Below are 18,541 nucleotides of genomic sequence, written 5' to 3' on the forward strand. Positions count from 1 at the left end.
GTCGTTCTCCTTGTTTCTGGGCACACCCGCGGGTGTGCCTGCTTGTCGGTTGTCGGGCGACCGGTCGGTCGCCACTGCCTGGTGCCCGGGCACACGTCCGCCGAGCCCACCGTGAGGCGGTTCGGACCGAATGGACGTGGAGGCCGGGAGCGGCGCGAGGCGACCAGGTCGCCTCGACGTCGGTGCGTCCGGGGACGCACAGGGCACGCGAAGTCAGCCTGCTGAGCAGGCTGCATCGCTCATGTTAGCACCACCACGGGCCCGGTGAGGTGGAGGTCGACCCCGGGCGGGGACCCCGACGTGCACGAACGTCCCGCCCAGGATCTGGACGGGACGTTCGTGGATCGTGTCGGGCTCAGGCCTTCGCCGACCGCCCCGCATCGGCCTGGACGGCCGAGGTGCCCATCTCCTCGAGCGAGCGCCCCTTCGTCTCGGGGATCTTCGCCAGCACGAAGAAGAACGACACGAGCGCAAAGAACGCGAAGATGCCGTACGACAGCGTGAGGCTGAGTGCGGCGAGGGTGGGGAACGACACCGTCACGATGAAGTTGGCGATCCAGTTGGCCATGCTGCCCACGCCGAGTGCCGTGGCACGGATGCTGTTGGGGAACATCTCGCCGAGCAGCACCCACATGAGCGGGCCCCACGTGGCACCGAACGACACGACGAAGAGGTTGGCCGCGACGAGGGCCACGGGGCCCCAGGCGCCGGGCAGCGACGGGTCGCCGCTCGCCGAGGTGGTCGCCTGGCTGAAGGCCAGGGCGGTGACGGCGAGGCTGACGAACATGCCGATGGAGCCGGTGAGCAGCATGGGCCGACGGCCGACCTTGTCGACGAGCCCGATCGCGATGAACGTGACCGCGACGTTGACGACCGCGGTGATGGTCGAGATGAGGAACGAGTCCTCTTCCTGGAAGCCGACGGCCTGCCAGAGGGTGGTCGAGTAGTAGAAGATCACGTTGATGCCGACGAACTGCTGCAGCACGGCGAGGATGATCCCGACCCAGACGATGGGCTGGAGGCCGAAGCGGGTGCCGCGGATCGACGATTTCTTCTCGAGCTCTGCCTCGGTGCGGATCGAGTCCGTGATCTCCTTCAGGCTCGTCTCGACCGTCTCTGCCGGGACGATCGTCTGGAGGACCTTCTTGGCCTCGGCCTCGCGTCCGTCACCGGCGAGGTACCGCGGCGACTCGGGCAGACGCCAGGCCAGGATTCCGTAGACGACCGACGGGACGATTCCTACCAGGAACATCCAGCGCCACGCGGCGAGGCCGAAGAGCGACGGCTCGGATGCGCCACCCGCCGTGACCGCGAAGAGCTGGTCCGACAGCAGGGCGGCGAAGATGCCGAGGGTGATGGCGAGTTGCTGGAACGACGCCAGGCGACCGCGGATCGCCTTGGGCGACACCTCGCTGATGTAGGCGGGCGCGATGACCGACGCGATGCCGATGCCGAGGCCGCCGATGACGCGCCAGAGGACGAGGTCCCAGACGGCGAAGGCCGCGGCCGCACCGATCGAGCTGATCAGGAACAGACCGGCACCGATCAGCATCACCTTGATGCGACCCATCTTGTCGGCGAGGCGGCCGGCGACGTAGGCACCGATGGCACAACCGATCAGGGCCGAGGCGACCGCGAAGCCCGAGGCGAACTCGGTGAGACCGAACTCGTCGGTGATCGACTGGACCGCGCCGTTGATGACGGACGAGTCGAAACCGAACAGGAACCCGCCGATGGCCGCCGCCACGGCCAGCGCGGTCACCCGCCTGTTCAAGCTCTTCGTCGTTGCAGTGGTGTTCGACACCTGTACTCCTTCACGGCTCGAGGAGCAGGGCTCGTGGCCACGACTCCCCCACAAACGATGTGCACGGGGTGTTCGTGCACGGGTGAACCTTACGCCTCGCCGAGAAAGCTTGCGCAACCGGCAAGGTGCCGGTATGCGCTCTCACCTGCGGCCGACGACGCGGCTTCTCGTCACCCTCACGACGGCGGCCCTCGTCACGGTCCTCGCCGGGTCGCTCTCGGTCACGCCCGCGGTCGCGAACCCCCGGACAGCGAATCCCCGGGCAGCGAGCGCAGGAGGCGCGGTGTGGGCCTGGCCGGTCGCCTCGCCCCATCCGGTGGTCCGGCCCTTCGTCGGGCCGCCGAACCCGTGGTCGCCGGGGCACCGCGGCATTGACGTCGGGACGGTCGAGAGCTCGGTCGTGACGGCCCCGGACGACGGCGTCGTGCACTTCGCCGGGGTCGTGGTGGACCGGCCGGTCCTGTCGATCGCCCACCCGGGCGGGGTGCTGAGCAGCTTCGAACCGGTGGTGGCCGGTGTCTCGAAGGGCGACGCCGTCACGCGGGGGCAGACCGTCGGTGTGCTCGAGCGAGGGCACTGCGCCGACCGACCGTGCCTGCACCTGGGGGCGCGGATCGACGGCGAGTACGTCTCGCCCCTGGTGTTCCTGGGCGGGATCGAGCCGTCGGTGTTGCTGCCGACGACGCCCCGCTGAACACCGCCCGGCACCGGCCGGCACCCGCCGGGTCGACGACCGCAGCACGGTCGGGTGCTCGGAGGGTCCTCGGGCGTCGTGGGCGTCGTCGGGTGGAGCGTCGTCAGGCGCGCGGGTGTGCCGACCGGTAGCTGTCGCGCAGGCGGTCGGTCGAGACGTGCGTGTAGATCTGCGTGGTGCCGAGGCTCGCATGACCGAGCAGCTCCTGGACGGCCCGGAGGTCGGCCCCTCCGTCGAGCAGATGGGTGGCGGCCGTGTGCCTCAACGCGTGTGGCCCCGCCGGCCCGCCGCCCGGGAGGTCTGCGAGCAGCCCGGCGACCAGTCGGTAGACGGCCCTCGTGCCGAGCCGCCCCCCGGTCGACCCCACGAAGAAGGCGCCGTCCGTGACCGGGGTGACGAGCGTCGGGCGGGCGAGGTCGACGTACCGCCCCAGGGCCTCGGCCGCCGGCACCCCGAACGGCACGACGCGCTGCTTCGCCCCCTTGCCGGTCACCCGCACGGTCAGCCGTTCGAGGTCCACGTCGCCGAGGTCCGCCCCGACGAGCTCCGACACGCGCAGGCCCGCGCCGTAGAGCAGTTCGACGACCGCGAGGTCCCGGCGTGCCCTGGGGTCGCCCGTGTCCGCCCGGACGGCGAGGGAGGCCAGCAGGCCGTCGACCTGCTCGCGCGTGAGGACGCGCGGCAGGCGACTCTCGGGCTTCGGCGCACGCAGTCGGGCACCGACGTCGACCGGTGTGCGGTCGGTCTCGTCGAGCCACCGGGTGAAGGCCCGGACGCTCGCCGACCGCCGGGCGAGGGTGGCCCGGGCGAGCCCGGCCTGCGTGCCCTGCCAGAGCCAGTCGCGAAGCAGGTCGAGGTCGAGGTCGCCCACCTCACCCGGGCGACCGAGCCGGTTCTCGGCGAAGGCGACGAGGGAGTCGAGGTCGGCCGCGTACGACCGCACCGTGTGGTCGCTGAGCCCCCGGCCGTCGTGCAGGTGGTCGGCGAACCGTTCGACCTCGCCCAGGAGGCGCGTCACGGCAGCGCCCGCCCCTCGCGTCTCGATCCCGGCTCGTGCATGCCGACAGGCTAACCATCGCGGCGCCCCCTCACTCGTCGCCACCCCGAGCCGGAGCGCCGGGCCGCACCCGACAGGTCGAGCTCGGCGAGCACGTCGCGGACCGTCTCGAGCGACAGCCCGCTTGCGACGGCCAGTTCGTCGGTCTCCCGGGTCGCCGTCGTGCTGAGCGCGTCCAGCACCCGCATCGTCTCGGGGTCGAGCCGTCGGCCCTCGTACGAGGCGACGACGAGGTCGGTCGACACCCCCGCGAGTGCGAGGACCTCGTCGGCACCCGTCACGCACTCGGCCAGACCGGACCGGATCAGGGCGTGGCAGCCGACGGACGACGGCGAGGTGACCGGGCCGGGCACGGCCCCGACCGGACGACCGAGCGACTGCGCGTGGGCGGCCGTGTTCAGCGACCCCGAGCGGCCGCCGGCCTCGACCACGACGGTCGCGGCCGTCAACGCCGCGATCAGCCTGTTGCGTTGCAGGAACCGCCACCGCGACGGCTTGCCCCCGCACGGAGCCTCGGAGATCACCAGACCCGTCTCGATGACGCGTCGCAGCAGGGCGTCGTGACCGGCCGGGTAGAGGTGGTCGACTCCCCCGGCCATGACGGCCACCGTCGTCGCCGAGGCGGCCAGGGCCGCCCGGTGGGCGGCACCGTCGATGCCGTAGGCGGCACCCGAGACGACCGCGAGACCCCGGTCGGCCACGCCGCCGGCGAGCTCGGCCGACACCTGCTCGCCGTAGGCCGTCGCCGCCCGCGAGCCGACGATCGCGATGCTCGACGTCGGCGCCGGAACGGACGCCGGACCTCGTGCCCAGAGGGCCACGGGAGTGTGATGGCCGAGGTCGTCGAGGGCCTCGGGCCACAGCGGGGTGCGCGGCACGAGCAGCCTCGATCCCACCACGGTCGCCGTGCGGAACGACCGGAGGATCACGCTGGTCTCGAGACGGGGCCGCCATCTCGTGAGCGCCCGTACGAGGTCGAGCCGCTCCACGTCGTCGCGGGTGGCCCCTGCCTCGATCAGGGCTCCCGCGAGCAGACCCGCGCGGGGGTCGTCGTGACCGACCGCCGCTTCGAGCACGAGGCGGAGCCCCACGGTCGGTCCGAGCAGTGACCGGACGACGCCACCCACCGCGTCACCCGGTTCGACCACACCTGTCCAGGCGCCCAGGGCGAACGCCTCGAGGGTCTGTGCCTCGCTGAACTCGTGGGCGCCGGGCAGGAGGGGCCGGACGAGGTCGGCCAGCTCGGCGGGGGTCGCCCGGAGCAGGTCGCTCACAGCGACTGCCGCATGCTCAGGGCCCGGACCACGTGACGGCGGACGGGGGCGGGTTCGTCGTCGAGGTCGGCGAGGGTCCAGGCGACCCGCAGCACGCGGTCGTAACCCCTCATCGTCAGGGCACCGGTCTCGAGCGCCCGGTCGACGGGCTGTGAGTCCGCCACGGCCAGGCGGTTCGCCGGATCACGCAGCCAGGTTCCCGGGACCTCGCCGGACGACCGCCAGGGTGTTCCCTCGAGTCGGCGGGCGGCACGGCCGCGCGCCCGGTCGACGCGTTCGCGGGCCTGGCGTGTCGTCGTCGGGACGACGTCGGCCGATGCGCGGAACTGCGACGAGCTGATGCGGGCCACCCGCAACTGCAGGTCGATGCGGTCGACGAGAGGCCCGGAGAGCTTGCCCAGGTAGCGACGCCGCTGGTGCGGGGAACAACTGCAGTCGAAGTCGCGGGAGCCGTATTGCCCGCACGGACAGGGGTTCGCCGCCGCGACCAGTTGGAACCTCGCGGGGAAACGCGCCACCGCCCGTGACCTGTGGACGACGGTCTCGCCCGACTCGAGGGGCTGGCGAAGACAGTCGAGGACCGTCTGTCGGAACTCGGGCGCCTCGTCGAGGAACAGCACGCCCCGGGTCGCCCTCGACGCGGCGCCGGGCCTGATGACCCCGCTGCCCCCGCCGACCAGGGCCGCCGCGCTGCAGGTGTGGTGGGGCGCCTCGAACGGCGGCCTCCGGTCGAGATCGCCCGTGACGGCGACCCCGGCCAACGAACGGATCGACGCGACCTCGAGGGCCGAATCGGCGTCGAGGTCGGGCAACAGACCGGGCAGACGGGCCGCCAGCATGCTCTTGCCTGCGCCGGGCGGCCCCACCATGAGGAGGTGGTGGCCGCCGGCTGCGGCGACGACGAGCGCCTCGACGGCGTCGACGTTGCCGATGACGTCCGCGAGGTCGAGTGCGGCCGGCACCGTCGGTTCGGTGCGCGATCGCGTGATGGCCACGACCGGCTCGGGTTCGAGCCCTGCACCGTGCCAGATCGCCGCCTCGCGCAGGCTCGGCACGGCCACCACGCGGATGCCGGGGACGAGGGCGGCCTCGTCCGCGTTGTCGGTCGGCACCATGACGGTGGCGGCCCCTGCCCGGCGCGCACCCAACACGGCGGGCAGGACTCCGTCGACGGGCCTGAGCCGGCCGTCGAGCCCGAGCTCGCCCAGGTGGACGACGCCCTCGACGGACTCGGCGGGGACGAGTTCGGCTGCGGCCAGGGCCGCGATGGCGATGCCGAGGTCGAAGGACGACCCCTGCTTGGGCAGCGACGCCGGTGACAGGTTGACGGTCAGCTTGCGCGCCGGCAAGGCGCACCCGGAGTTGGTCGCTGCGGACCGGACGCGGTCACGGGCCTCACCCAGCGACGTGTCGGGCAGTCCGATGATCACGAACGCCGGCAGCCCGGCACCCATGTCCGCCTCGATCTCGACCAGGGCTCCGTCGACGCCCAGCAGGGCGACCGCCCGCGTCCGCGCCACGCTCATGCTCCGGCCCCGCGGACGTGGTCGATCCGCTCGTGCCCCGCGCACCGCTCCACCGTGATGCCCACGACGTCGATGCGCACCCCCCGGGGCGTCGAGGTGGGATGCGCCTGGCACCAGGCCCCCGCCAGCCGTCGCAGACGGGCCAGCTTGGTCGGCGTCACGGCCTCGAGCGCGTGACCGTAGCCGGTGCCAGACCGCGTCTTGACCTCGACGACGACCACCTCGTCGCCGTCCAGGGCGACCACGTCGATCTCGCCCTCGCGGCACCGCCAGTTGCGCTCGACGACCCGCATGCCCTGCGCCTCGACGTACTCGGCCGCGACGTCTTCGCCGCGCCGACCCAATTCGTCCTTCTTCGCCATGTCTGACCTCCTGCCAGCAGGCTGGCGGAGGCGCGCCCCTCGGAGGGCCGGCGGAGCATCGGCTGGGGACGCCACCGACCCGGCCGCGGCTGGGGACGAGCCGAGTCGAGACGCGACGAGTCCCGCGCCAGGAGGTCGCGTGGCGACGGACGACTACTCGTCGAGTGCGAGTTCTTTCGGGAGCTCGAGGTCGCGGCTCGTGAGCTCTTCGACGTTCACGTCCTTGAAGGTGAGCACCCGGACCGACTTGACGAAGCGGTCGGAGCGGTAGACGTCCCAGACCCAGACGTCGGTCATCGACAGTTCGAAGTAGAAGTCGTGCTCGGTGTCACGCCGGACCAGGTCGACCTCGTTGGCCAGGTAGAAACGCCGCTCGGTCTCGACCACGTAGCGGAACTGCGACACCACGTCGCGGTACTCGCGGTAGAGCGCGAGCTCGACCTCGCGGTCGTAGTCTTCGAAATCGTCCTCGTCCATCGGAGTCGAGCTTACGCGGCCCTCGGGGCAGCGGACGCCGTCGTCCCTCTGCTGCCGGCGTAGGCGCTCGAGGTCAGTGCAGCCAGGTGAGGCGGTGCAGCGGCGACGGACCCAATTCGGACAGGGCCCCGTAGTGCGCCGACGAGCCGTAGCCCTTGTTGCCGGCCCAGGCGTAGCCCGGGTGGACGCCGTCGGCCTCGATCATCAGCCGGTCGCGTTCGACCTTGGCGATGATCGACGCCGCCGCCACCGACGCGCAGTCGCGGTCGGCCTTGACCCTGGTCGTGATGCGCGGAGGGGTGGCGAGCTGGGGTGACAGGTAGTCGTGGTTGCCGTCGAGCACCACCACGGACTGCATGATGCCGACACCGGCGTGGTGCAGCGCCGTGAGGGCACGCTTGCCGGCGAGCCCGAGGGCGACGACGATGCCCAGCCGGTCGACCTCGTGCGCTTCGGCGAAGCCCACCGCGTGATGGGACACCCACGACGTCGCCAGCGGGTAGAGGGCCTCGCGTCGCTTCTCGGACAGGAGCTTCGAGTCGCGCAGACCCGCGGGGACGTCGAGGCACTCGACGTGGACCGCCCCGAGCCCGACCGCGACCGGCCCGGCGATGGCGCCCCGACCGACCTCGTCGCAGCCGATCACCCAGGTCGCGCCGGCGGCGTGCAGCTCGCGTTCGTAGTCGAGGGTGGGGTCGACGACGGGGCTCATTCGCCCTCTCGCTCGGTGCCGCGGAAGACGTCGGGGTAGTCGCCGAGCCACGTCCAGCGCTCAGTGGGCCAACTGATGACGAAGGCGCGTCCGACGACGTCGCTCATCGGGACGAACCCCTTGCTCGGAGTGGCGCCGTTGTACCGGCTGTCCTTCGAGTTGTAGCGGTTGTCGCCCATCACCCAGAGGGAGTCGGCGGGCACCGTGACCGAGAAGTCGTCGGCCGAGACCCGGGTCTCGCCCGGGGGCAGGTTCACGTAGGGCTCGTCGAGGGGGACGCCGTTGACCGACATCTGGCCGAAGTCGTTGCAGCACTCGACGGTGTCGCCCGGCAGGCCGATGACCCGCTTGATCAGGTGGTCGTTGCTGTCTTGTGCGCCGAGCCCGACCAGCGTGAGGAACCACGAGAAGCCGTCGGACACCGGGTTGCCGGTGGTCGTGCTGATGGGAGCCGTGCCGTCGAGCCAACCGCCCGGGTCGGTGAACACGACCACGTCGCCCCGCTTGACGTCGACGAGGTCGGGTACGAGCTCGTTGACGATGATGCGGTCGTTGATCTGGAGCGTCTGCTCCATCGACCCGGAGGGGATGTAGAACGACCGGATCAGGAACGTCTTGATCAGGAACGAGATCAGGAGGGCCGCCAGGAAGATGACGAGCACGTCGCGCACGAAGGTGCCGATGCCGCGCTTTCCGCCGTCGTCGCGTCGAGGACGCAGGGCGCGCCTCACTGTGTCATTCGTCATTTAACCACCCGAGCTCCCCGCCATCTTAGATGGCGGGGAGCTCGCGTGATGTCGCTGAGGGGCGTGACTAGTTGTCGCGCTTCTCCTTGATCTTGGCCTTCTTGCCACGCAGTTCGCGCAGGTAGTAGAGCTTGGCGCGACGGACGGCACCGCGGCTGACGACCTCGATGTGGTCGATGACCGGGGAGTGCACCGGGAAGGTGCGCTCGACGCCGACCTGGAAGCTCACCTTGCGGACCGTGAAGGTCTCGCGGATGCCCTCGTTCTGCTTGCCGATGACGACACCCTGGAAGACCTGGACGCGCGAGCGCGTGCCTTCGATGATGTTGACGTGCACCTTGACGGTGTCGCCGGCGCGGAAGTCGGGGACGTCCGAGCGGAGGTTGGCGGAGTCAACCGCGTCGAGGATGTGCATTGTCGTTCGCTCTCTGCAACCGCCACAGGTCGACTGCGTGTCTGGGGCGCGTCACGCGCCCGTCATGATGAAGAAGGTGTGCTCTGGATCGGCAGACTCCCCTGTGGCAGAGTCGTGCGCAGGCACAAGCGCCTATTGTGCCACAGCGCGGGCACCCGTGTCAGCCTCGCGGCGTGATGGTGATGACGGGGCCGTCGTCGCCGTAGCCGGGCCGACGCCCCGCGGCGGCCCCGGTGCCCGACGCGACCCGCTCGAGATCGGCGAGCGACGTCGCCATGCGGGCCCGCGCCTCCTTCACGAACTGCCAGAGGGCGCAGGCGAACAGGCCCACGCCCGCCGCGATCGTCACGACGGCGCAGAGGGCGAACAGGGCGGTCGAGAGGTCGAGGGACGAGACCCCGCCGGCGACCTGCGTGAAGGCCGACGCGGACGCGGACTCGGCGGAGCTGTCGACGATGAAGAACCCCAGGCCGAGCTGGCCGAGCCAGGACAGGGCGAGCAGACCCGCGTCGGCCCACGACACGGCCTTCGCCCGCCGGACGCTGCGGCGGCCCACCACCACGCCGGTGGCCACCGCCTGCCCGACGAAGAGCAGGGGAACGAGCAGCAACTGGCCGACGAACTGCAGGCCCAGCGGGACGCCGAAGAACGCCCGACCCAGCAGCACCCAGAGCGGCAGCACGAAGACGGCCACCCAGAGGAGGCGGTAGAAGATCCTGCGCGTCGTCATGCGGTCGAGGCTACGAGGGCTTCGTGAAGAATGGCTGCATGATCGAACTGCGCACCCCCGACGAGATCGAACGCATGCGACCCGCCGGAGCCTTCGTCGCCTGCGTGCTCGAGGCAACCCGTGCGGCCGCGCGACCCGGCGTCGACCTGCTCGACCTCGACGCGCTCGCGCACCGCATGATCCGCGAGGCGGGGGCCGAGAGCTGCTACGTCGACTACCACCCGTCGTTCGGGGCGAGCCCGTTCGGCAAGGTCATCTGCACGTCGGTCAACGACGCGGCCCTGCACGGCCTGCCGCATCGCTACCGCCTGCGCGACGGAGACCTGCTCAGCCTCGACTTCGCCGCCTCGGTGGACGGTTGGGTCGCCGACTCGGCCGTGTCGTTCGTCGTCGGCGAGCGGGCGTCGCCCGAGGACCTCCGCCTGATCGAGACCTGCGAGGTGGCCCTCGACGCCGGCATCGCGGCCTTGAGGCCGGGCGCCAAGCTCGGCGACGTCTCGGCTGCGATCGGACAGGTCGCTCGCGGGGCGGGTTACGGCGTCAACCTGCAGTTCGGCGGCCACGGGGTCGGACGCACCATGCACGGCGACCCCCACGTGCCGAACGACGGGCGCGCGGGGCGCGGGTGGCCCGTCCGACCGGGCCTCGTCGTCGCGATCGAGCCGTGGCTGATGCGCGGCACGGACGCGATCGTGACCGACGCCGACGGCTGGACGCTCCGCAGCGTCGACGGCTCGCGGGCCGCACACGTCGAGCACACCGTCGCCGTCACCGAGGACGGGCCGCTCGTGCTCACCGCGCGCGGGTGACCCGGACGGGCCGTCCCCGGCGGACCCTCCCCGGCGGGTCGGGCCGGGACGCCCGGACCGCGCAGGCTCGGCCCGATCAGTCGAGCAGGTCGGGCCGTACCCGGCGGGTGCGCTCGAGCTGCTGCTCGCGACGCCAGGTCGCGATCGCCGCGTGGTTGCCGCTCAGCAGCACCGGAGGCACGTCGAGACCCCGCCAGGACGCCGGCTTGGTGTAGCTGGGGTACTCGAGCAGGCCGTCTTCGTGGCTCTCTTCGGTGAGGCTCTCGGGGTTGCCCACGACGCCCGGGACGAGACGACCGATGGCCTCGATCATCGCCGTGACGGCGACCTCGCCACCGTTCAGCACGTAGTCGCCCAAGCTGATCTCGCGCACCGTCGCCCGGCTTGCGGCGTGCTCGACGACGCGCTGGTCGATGCCCTCGTACCGGCCGCAGGTGAAGACCAGGTGCGGAGCGAACGCGAGCTCGCGAGCCGTGGCCTGGGTGAAGGGCGTGCCGGCCGGCGACGGAACGATCATGATCGTGTCGTCGGGCGTGGACGTCTCGCCGAAGACATGGTCGAGCGCCTCGCCCCAGGGCTCGGGCCGCATGACCATGCCTGCCCCGCCACCGTAGGGGGTGTCGTCGACGGTGCGGTGCCGGTCGTGCGTGAAGTCACGCAGGTCGTGCACCTCGACGTCGAGCAGCTTCTGCTGCCGCGCCTTGCCGAGCAGCGAGATGTCGAGCACCCCGAAGAACTCGGGGAAGATCGACACGATGTCGATGCGCACGGGTCAGCGCTCGTCGTCGGGAGCGGACTCGCCGTCGGAGGCCGGCTCGTCGACACCGTCGGCGGCCGACTGGTCGACGTCGTCGGAGGCCGGCTCGTCGTCGGTGTCGTCGGCCAGCTCTTCGAAGAGCCCCTGCGGCGGGGTCACGACGACCACGCCGCCCTCGACGTCGACCTTCGGCACGAGGGCCGATACAAACGGGACGAGGACTTCGCCCGACGCGGTGTCGACCGCGAGCAGGTCTTGGGCCGGCAGGTGGTCGACCCGGGCCACGGTGCCCACGACGACGCCGTCACGCTCGACGCGGAGGCCGACCAACTGGTGGTCGTACCAGGCGTCGTCCTCGTGGGGCAGCTCGTCGGCGTCCTGGTCGACCCAGAGGATCGCCTTGACGAGCGACTCGGCCGCCGTGCGGTCGTCGACCCCGTCGAAGAAGCCCACCGGGTGGCTGTTGTACCAGCGCAGCTCGGTGAGGGTGAGGGTCTTGTCGTGCCAGGCGCTGTCGGCGGGCACCTGGAGGCGGAACACGGCACCCGGCACGAAGCGCTGCTCGGGGGTGTCGGTGAAGAGTTCGAGCTTGAGGGCGCCCTTGAGGCCGTGGGCCTTGGTCAGGCGCCCCACCCGGAGTTCGGTCTTGCGGTCGGACGGCACGGGTCTAGAGATCGCCGTCGACGACGTCGACCCGGACCCGCTTGCCGTCGGCCAGCGCGGTGATCAGGGTCCGGAGGGCCTTGGCGGTGCGACCGGCACGGCCGATGACGCGACCGAGGTCGTCCGCGTGGACGTGCACCTCGAGGACGTCGCCTCGTGGGGAGTTCTTCTCCACGACCTGCACCTCGTCCGGGTGATCGACGATCCCCCGGACGAGGTGTTCGAGTGCAGGTGCGAGCACCGACTACGCCTCGGTGGTCTCGGCGTCGTCGCCGGACTCGGCGGGAGCCTCGGCCTTGGCCGCGGGCTTCTCGGTCTTGGGCACGAGGACCGGCTTCTTCTTCTCGTCGGCGACGAAGGCCTCTTTCGGAGCCTTGGTCTTGACGGTGCTGACGGCGTCGGCGTCGCCCTTGAACTTGCCCCAGTCGCCCGTGAGCTTCAGCAGAGCGGCGACCTGCTCGGTCGGCTGAGCGCCGACGCCGAGCCAGTACTGCGCACGCTCGGACTCGACCTCGATGAACGAGGGCTCCTCGGTGGGGTGGTACTTGCCGATCTCTTCGATGACGCGACCGTCACGCTTGGTGCGCGAGTCGGCAACGACGATGCGGTAGTAGGGGGCGCGGATCTTGCCCATGCGCTTGAGACGGATCTTGACAGCCACAATTCTCCTGTGTGATGTGATGTGGGCGAGTTGCCAGCCGTGAGCGTGGGGGCACACTCGGCTCGAAAGCTCTGATGGGAGTCGAACGTCGTCTGATTAGAGGGTCGGACGACAGAAGACTCGACCTCCCATTGTTGCAGACGAAAGGCCATCTGCACGAATTGCGTCCCGTCGTGTCCGGCACCGCGCCTCCTCGGCGTCACCGGACGTCACGGGCGGCGCAGGCCGGCCCGCCGGACGGCCCCGACCGGCACCCGACTGGCAGGATGGAACCGCCCTGACGCCCATGGGAAGGCCACGCGGATGCGCATCGATTTCACGACCTCAGAGCGGTCGACCCTCGGCGTCGAGTGGGAGCTCGCCCTCGTCGACCACGAGTCGGGAGAACTGGCGCCGCACGCCCCGGCGATCCTCGCCGACCTGGCCCACGTCAACGACGGCGGTCCGGAACGGTTGACCACCGAACTGCTCACCAACACGGTCGAGGTCGTCACGGGCGTGCACCGTCGGGTCGCCGACGCCGTCGACGACCTCAGGGGCACGATCGACCTGGTCCGGGGCCCGGCCTCCGTGCTCGGCGCCGACCTCATGTGCGCCGGGACGCATCCCTACAGCCGCTACGCCGACCAGGAGGTGACGCCCGACAAGGAGCGTTACGCCACCCTGATCGACCGGACGCGGTGGTGGGGCCGCCAGATGATGATCTGGGGCGTCCACGTCCACGTCGGCATCGACGACCAGGACAAGGTGCTGCCGATCCTCAACGGCATGCTCACCTACCTGCCGCACTTCCAGGCGCTGACGGCGTCCAGCCCGTTCTGGGTGGGCGAGGAGACCGGGTACGCCTCGAACCGCGCCCTGATGTTCCAGCAGCTCCCGACGGCGGGCTTGCCGCCCCAGTTCGCGACCTGGTCCGAGTACGAGGCCATGGTCGCCGACATGACCCACACCGGCGTGATCGACGACCACAGCGAGTTGCGCTGGGACCTCCGCCCCTCACCGAAGTGGGGCACCCTCGAGACGCGCGTCTTCGACGGCATCGCGACGACCGACGAGCTCGCCGCCGTGACGGCACTGGTGCAGTGCCTCGTCGACGACATGTCCGAGCGGCTCGACCGCGGCGAGACCCTGACGAGCATGCACACGTGGTTCGTCCGTGAGAACAAGTGGCGCGCCGCCCGCTACGGCATGGACGCCATCGTGATCCAGAACGCGGCCGGCGACGAACGACTGGTGACGGACGACCTGCGCGAACTCGTGACGTCGCTCGAGCCGGCGGCCGAACGCCTCGGCTGCCTCGACGAACTGCACTCGCTCGCGACGATCACCGACCGCGGGGCCAGCTACCAACGTCAGCTCACCGTCGCCGCCGCGCACGGGGGCGACCTGCGCCCCGTCGTGGCGTCGCTGGTCCGCGAGTTCGACGAAGGGCTGTCCGCAGCCGAGTGACCAGCCGCCTGCGGTGCGGCGGGCACACGACGACGCCCGCCCCGCAGCAGGCGGGGCGGGCGTCGAGGGCCGTCAGGAGGCGCGGGTCGGCTCAGCCGCGTCCGAGCATCTTCTGCAGCGACGCGAGTTCTTCGGGTGAGGGCGCCGCGCCACCCGCGGCGGCCCCGCCGCCGCCGAGCCCGAAGCCCGAGCCGCCCGGAGCCGAGGACGCCGACCTGGCACTCGTGGTGAGGGCGGCGTTCTGTGCGGCACGCTTGGCCGGGTTGCCGGCCTTTGAGCCCTTCTTCTTGGGCTGCGCCTTCTTGCCGGCGTACGAGGCCCCGGGGATCGGCCCCATGCCGGGCACCTGGGGCACGCCGCCCTTGGCGACGGTCTTCATCATCTTCGACGCCTGCTCGAAGCGCTGGACGAGCTGGTTGACGTCGGTGACCGTCATGCCCGAACCGCGGGCGATGCGGAGGCGACGCGAGCCGTTGAGCAGCTTGGGCATCGCTCGCTCTTGCTTGGTCATCGACTGGATGATCGCCTCGGTGCGGACGATCTCGCGTTCGTCGAAGTTCTCGAGTTGCTCGCGCATGCCCTTGGCACCCGGCAGCATCCCGAGCATGCCCTTGATCGAACCCATCTTGCGCAGCTGCTGCATCTGCGTGAGGAAGTCGTCGAGCGTGAAGGAGTCGGTCGCGATCTTCTGCGCGACCGCCATCGCCTCTTCTTCGTCGAAGGCCTGCTGGGCCTGCTCGATGAGCGAGAGGATGTCGCCGAGGTCGAGGATGCGGCTCGCCATGCGGTCGGGGTGGAACGGCTCGAAGTCGTCGAGCGACTCGCCCGTCGAGGCGAACATGATGGGGCGGCCGGTGACCGAGGCCACGCTGAGTGCGGCACCACCGCGGGCGTCTCCGTCGAGCTTGGAGAGCACGACGCCGGTGAAGTCCACCCCGTCTTGGAAGGCCTTGGCGGTCGCGACGGCGTCCTGACCGATCATCGCGTCGATGACGAAGAGCACCTCGTCGGGATCGACCGCCTTGCGGATGTTCGCGGCCTGCTTCATGAGCTCGGCGTCGACGCCGAGACGGCCGGCCGTGTCGACGATGACGGTGTCGTACTGCTTGTCGCGGGCGTACTTGATGGCCTGCTTCGCGACTTTGACGGGGTCGCCGACGCCGTTGCCCGGCTCGGGCGCGAAGACGTGGGCACCGGCCTGCTCACCGACGACCTGCAGCTGCGTCACCGCGTTGGGGCGCTGGAGGTCGGCCGCCACGAGCATGGGCGTGTGGCCGTCCTTCGCGAGCCACTTGGCCAGCTTGCCCGCGAGGGTCGTCTTGCCGGCACCCTGGAGGCCCGCGAGCATGATCACGGTCGGCGGGTTCTTCGCGAACTCGAGCCGGCGCTGCTGACCACCGAGGATCTGCACCAGTTCTTCGTTGACGATCTGGACGACCTGCTGCGCCGGGTTCAGGGCCTTGCTGACCTCGTCGCCGAGGGCGCGGTCGCGGACCGTGTTCGTGAAGGCCTTGACGACGTCGAACGCGACGTCGGCGTCGAGCAGGGCACGACGGATCTCACGCACGGTGCCGTCGACGTCGGCGGGGCTCAGCTTGCCCTTGTTGCGGAGGTTCTTGAACGTTTCCGCGAGGCGGTCGGAGAGGGTTCCAAAAGTGGCCATGGTGCGCCCATCTTAACCGACCGTCGGCCTCCTGTGCTGCGTGGCCGCGCCTCCTCGGTCCGTCGTTGTTGTACCGAGTGCATCAATGGGCTTAGCCTCGGCGTGTGACCACGACGCGACGCACGGGCCTCACGGGCCCGCCACTCGACTACGACGAGGGCCTGCGCCTGCAGCGCGAGCTGCACGCCGACGTCGTGGCCGGCCGGCTGGACTCGGCCCTCGTCCTCTGCCAGCACCCGTCGGTGTACACGGCGGGCACGCGGACGCAGCCCGCCGACCTGCCGCGCGACGGCTCCCCCGTGACCCGGGTGGACCGCGGCGGACGCATCACGTGGCACGGCCCCGGCCAGCTCGTGGCGTACCCGATCGTGCGCCTGCCCGAACCGCTGGACGTCGTCGCCCACGTCCGGGCGCTCGAGGCGTGCCTGATCGCCGTGTGCTCGGGCGTCGGGGTGTCGGCCGTCCGCGTCGAGGGGCGCAGCGGCGCCTGGGTGCGCGGACCGCTCGGCGACGAGAAGGTCGCGGCGGTCGGCGTGCGGGTCGCCGAGGGAGTGACGATGCACGGCGTCGCCCTCAACTGCGACGCCGACCTGTCGTCGTACGCCGGGATCGTGCCCTGCGGCATCACCGACGCCGGCGTGACCAGCCTGACCCGCGCCTCCGGGAGGCGCGTGGCCGTGACCGACGTCGCGGACGCCCTCGAGACCTCCCTGACCGCCTACCTGACCAGCCTCGAGACCGCCGGCCGCGTGCCGGCCCGACCCGACCCCGTGGGAGCCCACCGATGACGACGACCGCCCCCGAGGGACGACGCCTGCTGCGCGTCGAGGCCCGCAACGCCGAGACCCCGATCGAGAAGAAGCCGACCTGGATCAGGACGACCGCGAGGCAGGGCCCCGAGTACCGCGCCCTGACCGAGCTCGTGGTCGACAAGAAGCTGCACACGGTCTGCCAGGAGGCCGGCTGCCCGAACATCTTCGAGTGCTGGGAGGACCGCGAGGCCACGTTCCTGATCGGCGGCTCGCAGTGCACGCGGCGCTGCGACTTCTGTCAGATCGACACGGGCAGGCCGAGCCCGATCGACCGCCGCGAGCCCCTCTCGGTCGCCGAGTCGGTGCGCGAGATGGGGCTGCGCTACGCGACCGTGACAGGCGTCGCGCGCGACGACCTCGACGACGGAGGCGCGTGGCTCTACGCCGAGACCATCCGTCGCATCCACGAGCTGAACCCGGGCACGGGGGTCGAGATCCTCGTCCCCGACTTCAACGGTCGCCCCGACCTGCTCGCGCAGGTCTTCGACGCCCGTCCCGAGGTCTTCGCCCACAACGTCGAGACCGTGCCGCGCATCTTCAAGCGCATCCGCCCCGCGTTCACCTTCGAGCGGTCGCTCGACGTCATCCGGCAGGGGCACGACGCCGGCCTAGTCACCAAGTCGAACCTCATCCTCGGCATGGGCGAGGATCGCGACGAGGTGATCGACGCCCTCGAGCGCCTGAGGGAGGCGCACACCGACGTCATCACGCTGACCCAGTACCTGCGTCCCAGCCCGCGACACCTGCCGGTGGCGCGATGGGTGCACCCGGACGAGTTCGTCGACTTCCGGGAGATCGCGGAGGACATGGGGTTCAGCGGCGTGCTGGCCGGGCCGCTCGTGCGCTCGTCGTACCGGGCGGGCCGCCTCTGGGCGAGGGCGACCGAGGCGCGGGGCGAGGTCGCGCCCGAGGCCCTGCGACACCTGCTCGAGGCCGGGGCCGGGCGCCAGGCCGTGTGACCCGTGCCCGCCGGGGCTCGCTACGCGATGAGGTTCTGGACGAACACGTGCGGCGTGAAGCCCGTGAGGTCGCCGATGCCTTCGCCCTGCCCGACCAGCTTGATCGGGATGCCCGTCTGTTCTTGCACCGCGAGGACGAAGCCGCCGCGGGCCGAACCGTCGAGCTTCGTCAGCACGAGGCCCGTGACCCCGGCGTGCTCGATGAAGGCCTGCGCCTGGGCGAGGCCGTTCTGACCCGTCGTCGCGTCGAGCACGAGCAGCACCTCGGCGATCTCGGTCTGCTTCTCGACGACGCGCTTGATCTTGCCGAGCTCGTCCATCAGGCCCGACTTCGTCTGCAGGCGCCCGGCGGTGTCGATCAGGACGATCTCGATGCCCTCGCGCATGGCGAGCTCGACCGTCTGGAACGCCACGGACGCGGGGTCCTGCCCCTGTTGCTGCGGGCGGACGATGCGCGCCCCCGCCCGATCGGCCCAGGTCGCGACCTGCTCGACGGCCGCGGCCCGGAACGTGTCGGCCGCGCCCACGACGACCGAGCGGTCGTAGTTGCGGAGGAACTTGGCGAACTTGCCGATGGTGGTCGTCTTGCCGACGCCGTTGACGCCGACCATGAGCACGACGGCGGGTCGCGCGCTGAGCTTCAGGGTCGAGTCGAGCTTGGAGAGGCGCTCTTCGAGGGTCTCGCGCAGCATGCGCTTGAGGTCGGCGGGGTCGGTGGTCGAGTAGCGCTGCACCTTCGCCTGCAGGTCGTCGATGATCTGCTCGGTCACGTCCGGGCCGAAGTCGGCGCCGATCAAGGCGGCCTCGAGGTCGTCCCACGTGGTCTCGTCGATCGTCTTCTTGGCGAACATGCCACGGAGGGCACCGGAGAGGGACCAGGGAGAAGCCATGCGGGCCAGCATATTCGGCCCCGGGCGAGACCGCGGACGTGCAGAGGCTGTAAGCTCGCCAGGTTGAAGGGGAGTACTCCC

General features: G+C 70.9%; 21 protein-coding genes. 5 read left to right on the forward strand and 16 right to left on the reverse strand.

Features of this window, described 5'->3' with window-relative positions; translation table 11 throughout:
• Positions 1-355: 355 nt before the first annotated feature.
• Complete coding sequence (locus tag ASL10_RS07915) at positions 356-1,804, reverse strand: sugar porter family MFS transporter (RefSeq protein WP_056046168.1); 1,449 nt, start codon at positions 1,802-1,804, stop codon at positions 356-358.
• A gap of 133 nt (positions 1,805-1,937) precedes the next feature.
• Here ASL10_RS07915 and ASL10_RS07920 point away from each other — a divergent pair, with 133 nt between their 5' ends.
• Positions 1,938-2,498, forward strand: coding sequence for a murein hydrolase activator EnvC (locus tag ASL10_RS07920; protein WP_056046170.1), 561 nt, complete (start codon positions 1,938-1,940; stop codon positions 2,496-2,498).
• A gap of 103 nt (positions 2,499-2,601) precedes the next feature.
• On the opposite strand, the gene ASL10_RS07925 is transcribed toward ASL10_RS07920, so the two are convergent.
• The 9 genes from ASL10_RS07925 to ASL10_RS07965 all read right to left on the reverse strand — a co-directional run bounded on the left by ASL10_RS07925 (position 2,602) and on the right by ASL10_RS07965 (position 9,797).
• Positions 2,602-3,516: a tyrosine recombinase XerC gene (locus tag ASL10_RS07925; protein WP_082460279.1), complete on the reverse strand. Its 915-nt coding sequence runs from the start codon at positions 3,514-3,516 to the stop codon at positions 2,602-2,604.
• A 50-nt stretch (positions 3,517-3,566) separates the two neighbouring features.
• Positions 3,567-4,829, reverse strand: coding sequence for a DNA-processing protein DprA (dprA, locus tag ASL10_RS07930; protein ID WP_056046173.1), 1,263 nt, complete (start codon positions 4,827-4,829; stop codon positions 3,567-3,569).
• Positions 4,826-6,355 carry a YifB family Mg chelatase-like AAA ATPase gene (locus ASL10_RS07935; RefSeq protein ID WP_056046175.1) on the reverse strand — a complete coding sequence of 510 codons (1,530 nt, stop codon included), beginning with the start codon at positions 6,353-6,355 and terminating at the stop codon, positions 4,826-4,828. The genes dprA and ASL10_RS07935 overlap by 4 nt, the downstream gene beginning before the upstream one ends.
• Positions 6,352-6,717 carry a YraN family protein gene (locus tag ASL10_RS07940; RefSeq protein ID WP_056046177.1) on the reverse strand — a complete coding sequence of 122 codons (366 nt, stop codon included), beginning with the start codon at positions 6,715-6,717 and terminating at the stop codon, positions 6,352-6,354. The genes ASL10_RS07935 and ASL10_RS07940 overlap by 4 nt, the downstream gene beginning before the upstream one ends.
• A gap of 153 nt (positions 6,718-6,870) precedes the next feature.
• Complete coding sequence (locus ASL10_RS07945; protein ID WP_056046179.1) at positions 6,871-7,194, reverse strand: DUF2469 domain-containing protein; 324 nt, start codon at positions 7,192-7,194, stop codon at positions 6,871-6,873.
• Between the two features lie 73 nt (positions 7,195-7,267).
• The gene (locus ASL10_RS07950) at positions 7,268-7,906 is read right to left on the reverse strand and encodes a ribonuclease HII (protein WP_056046182.1); all 639 of its coding nucleotides are present in this window, start codon (positions 7,904-7,906) and stop codon (positions 7,268-7,270) included.
• On the reverse strand, positions 7,903-8,652 hold the full coding sequence (lepB, locus tag ASL10_RS07955) for a signal peptidase I (RefSeq protein WP_056046184.1): 750 nt from the start codon (positions 8,650-8,652) through the stop codon (positions 7,903-7,905). Before lepB ends, ASL10_RS07950 begins: the two co-directional genes overlap by 4 nt.
• A 67-nt stretch (positions 8,653-8,719) precedes the next feature.
• Positions 8,720-9,067 carry a 50S ribosomal protein L19 gene (gene rplS / locus ASL10_RS07960; RefSeq protein ID WP_043596315.1) on the reverse strand — a complete coding sequence of 116 codons (348 nt, stop codon included), beginning with the start codon at positions 9,065-9,067 and terminating at the stop codon, positions 8,720-8,722.
• 160 nt (positions 9,068-9,227) lie between these two features.
• Entirely contained in the window at positions 9,228-9,797 is a 570-nt protein-coding gene (locus ASL10_RS07965) for a hypothetical protein (RefSeq protein WP_056046186.1), read from the reverse strand.
• Positions 9,798-9,835: 38 nt separating this feature from the next.
• Here ASL10_RS07965 and map point away from each other — a divergent pair, with 38 nt between their 5' ends.
• A complete protein-coding gene (map, locus tag ASL10_RS07970) occupies positions 9,836-10,606 on the forward strand; it encodes a type I methionyl aminopeptidase (RefSeq protein WP_056046188.1) in 771 nt (256 codons plus the stop codon).
• A 76-nt stretch (positions 10,607-10,682) separates the two neighbouring features.
• On the opposite strand, the gene trmD is transcribed toward map, so the two are convergent.
• Genes trmD through rpsP form a run of 4 tightly spaced genes read right to left on the reverse strand, consistent with a single transcriptional unit; the run spans position 10,683 to position 12,687 of the window.
• Positions 10,683-11,375 (reverse strand): tRNA (guanosine(37)-N1)-methyltransferase TrmD, encoded by a 693-nt coding sequence (gene trmD / locus ASL10_RS07975; RefSeq protein ID WP_056046189.1) that lies wholly within the window; start codon positions 11,373-11,375, stop codon positions 10,683-10,685.
• A 3-nt stretch (positions 11,376-11,378) separates the two neighbouring features.
• Positions 11,379-12,026: a ribosome maturation factor RimM gene (gene rimM, locus ASL10_RS07980; RefSeq protein ID WP_056046192.1), complete on the reverse strand. Its 648-nt coding sequence runs from the start codon at positions 12,024-12,026 to the stop codon at positions 11,379-11,381.
• A gap of 4 nt (positions 12,027-12,030) precedes the next feature.
• Positions 12,031-12,267, reverse strand: a complete 237-nt coding sequence (locus tag ASL10_RS07985) for an RNA-binding protein (RefSeq protein ID WP_043596309.1) — start codon at positions 12,265-12,267, stop codon at positions 12,031-12,033.
• Positions 12,268-12,270: 3 nt separating this feature from the next.
• A complete protein-coding gene (gene rpsP, locus ASL10_RS07990; protein ID WP_056046194.1) occupies positions 12,271-12,687 on the reverse strand; it encodes a 30S ribosomal protein S16 in 417 nt (138 codons plus the stop codon).
• Between the two features lie 303 nt (positions 12,688-12,990).
• On the opposite strand from rpsP, the gene ASL10_RS07995 reads away from it, so the two are divergent.
• Complete coding sequence (locus ASL10_RS07995) at positions 12,991-14,136, forward strand: glutamate--cysteine ligase (protein WP_056046196.1); 1,146 nt, start codon at positions 12,991-12,993, stop codon at positions 14,134-14,136.
• Between the two features lie 91 nt (positions 14,137-14,227).
• On the opposite strand, the gene ffh is transcribed toward ASL10_RS07995, so the two are convergent.
• Positions 14,228-15,799 (reverse strand): signal recognition particle protein, encoded by a 1,572-nt coding sequence (ffh, locus tag ASL10_RS08000; RefSeq protein WP_056046198.1) that lies wholly within the window; start codon positions 15,797-15,799, stop codon positions 14,228-14,230.
• 104 nt (positions 15,800-15,903) lie between these two features.
• On the opposite strand from ffh, the gene lipB reads away from it, so the two are divergent.
• Positions 15,904-16,587, forward strand: a complete 684-nt coding sequence (lipB, locus tag ASL10_RS08005; protein ID WP_056046200.1) for a lipoyl(octanoyl) transferase LipB — start codon at positions 15,904-15,906, stop codon at positions 16,585-16,587.
• Entirely contained in the window at positions 16,584-17,570 is a 987-nt protein-coding gene (gene lipA / locus ASL10_RS08010; RefSeq protein ID WP_056046201.1) for a lipoyl synthase, read from the forward strand. Before lipB ends, lipA begins: the two co-directional genes overlap by 4 nt.
• Before the next feature lie 20 nt (positions 17,571-17,590).
• Here the strand turns inward: lipA and ftsY are convergent, their stop codons facing one another.
• Positions 17,591-18,472: a signal recognition particle-docking protein FtsY gene (gene ftsY / locus ASL10_RS08015; protein WP_369794381.1), complete on the reverse strand. Its 882-nt coding sequence runs from the start codon at positions 18,470-18,472 to the stop codon at positions 17,591-17,593.
• Positions 18,473-18,541: the final 69 nt, after the last annotated feature.

The sequence above is a fragment of the Frigoribacterium sp. Leaf8 genome (genome assembly GCF_001421165.1).
Taxonomy (GTDB): domain Bacteria; phylum Actinomycetota; class Actinomycetes; order Actinomycetales; family Microbacteriaceae; genus Frigoribacterium.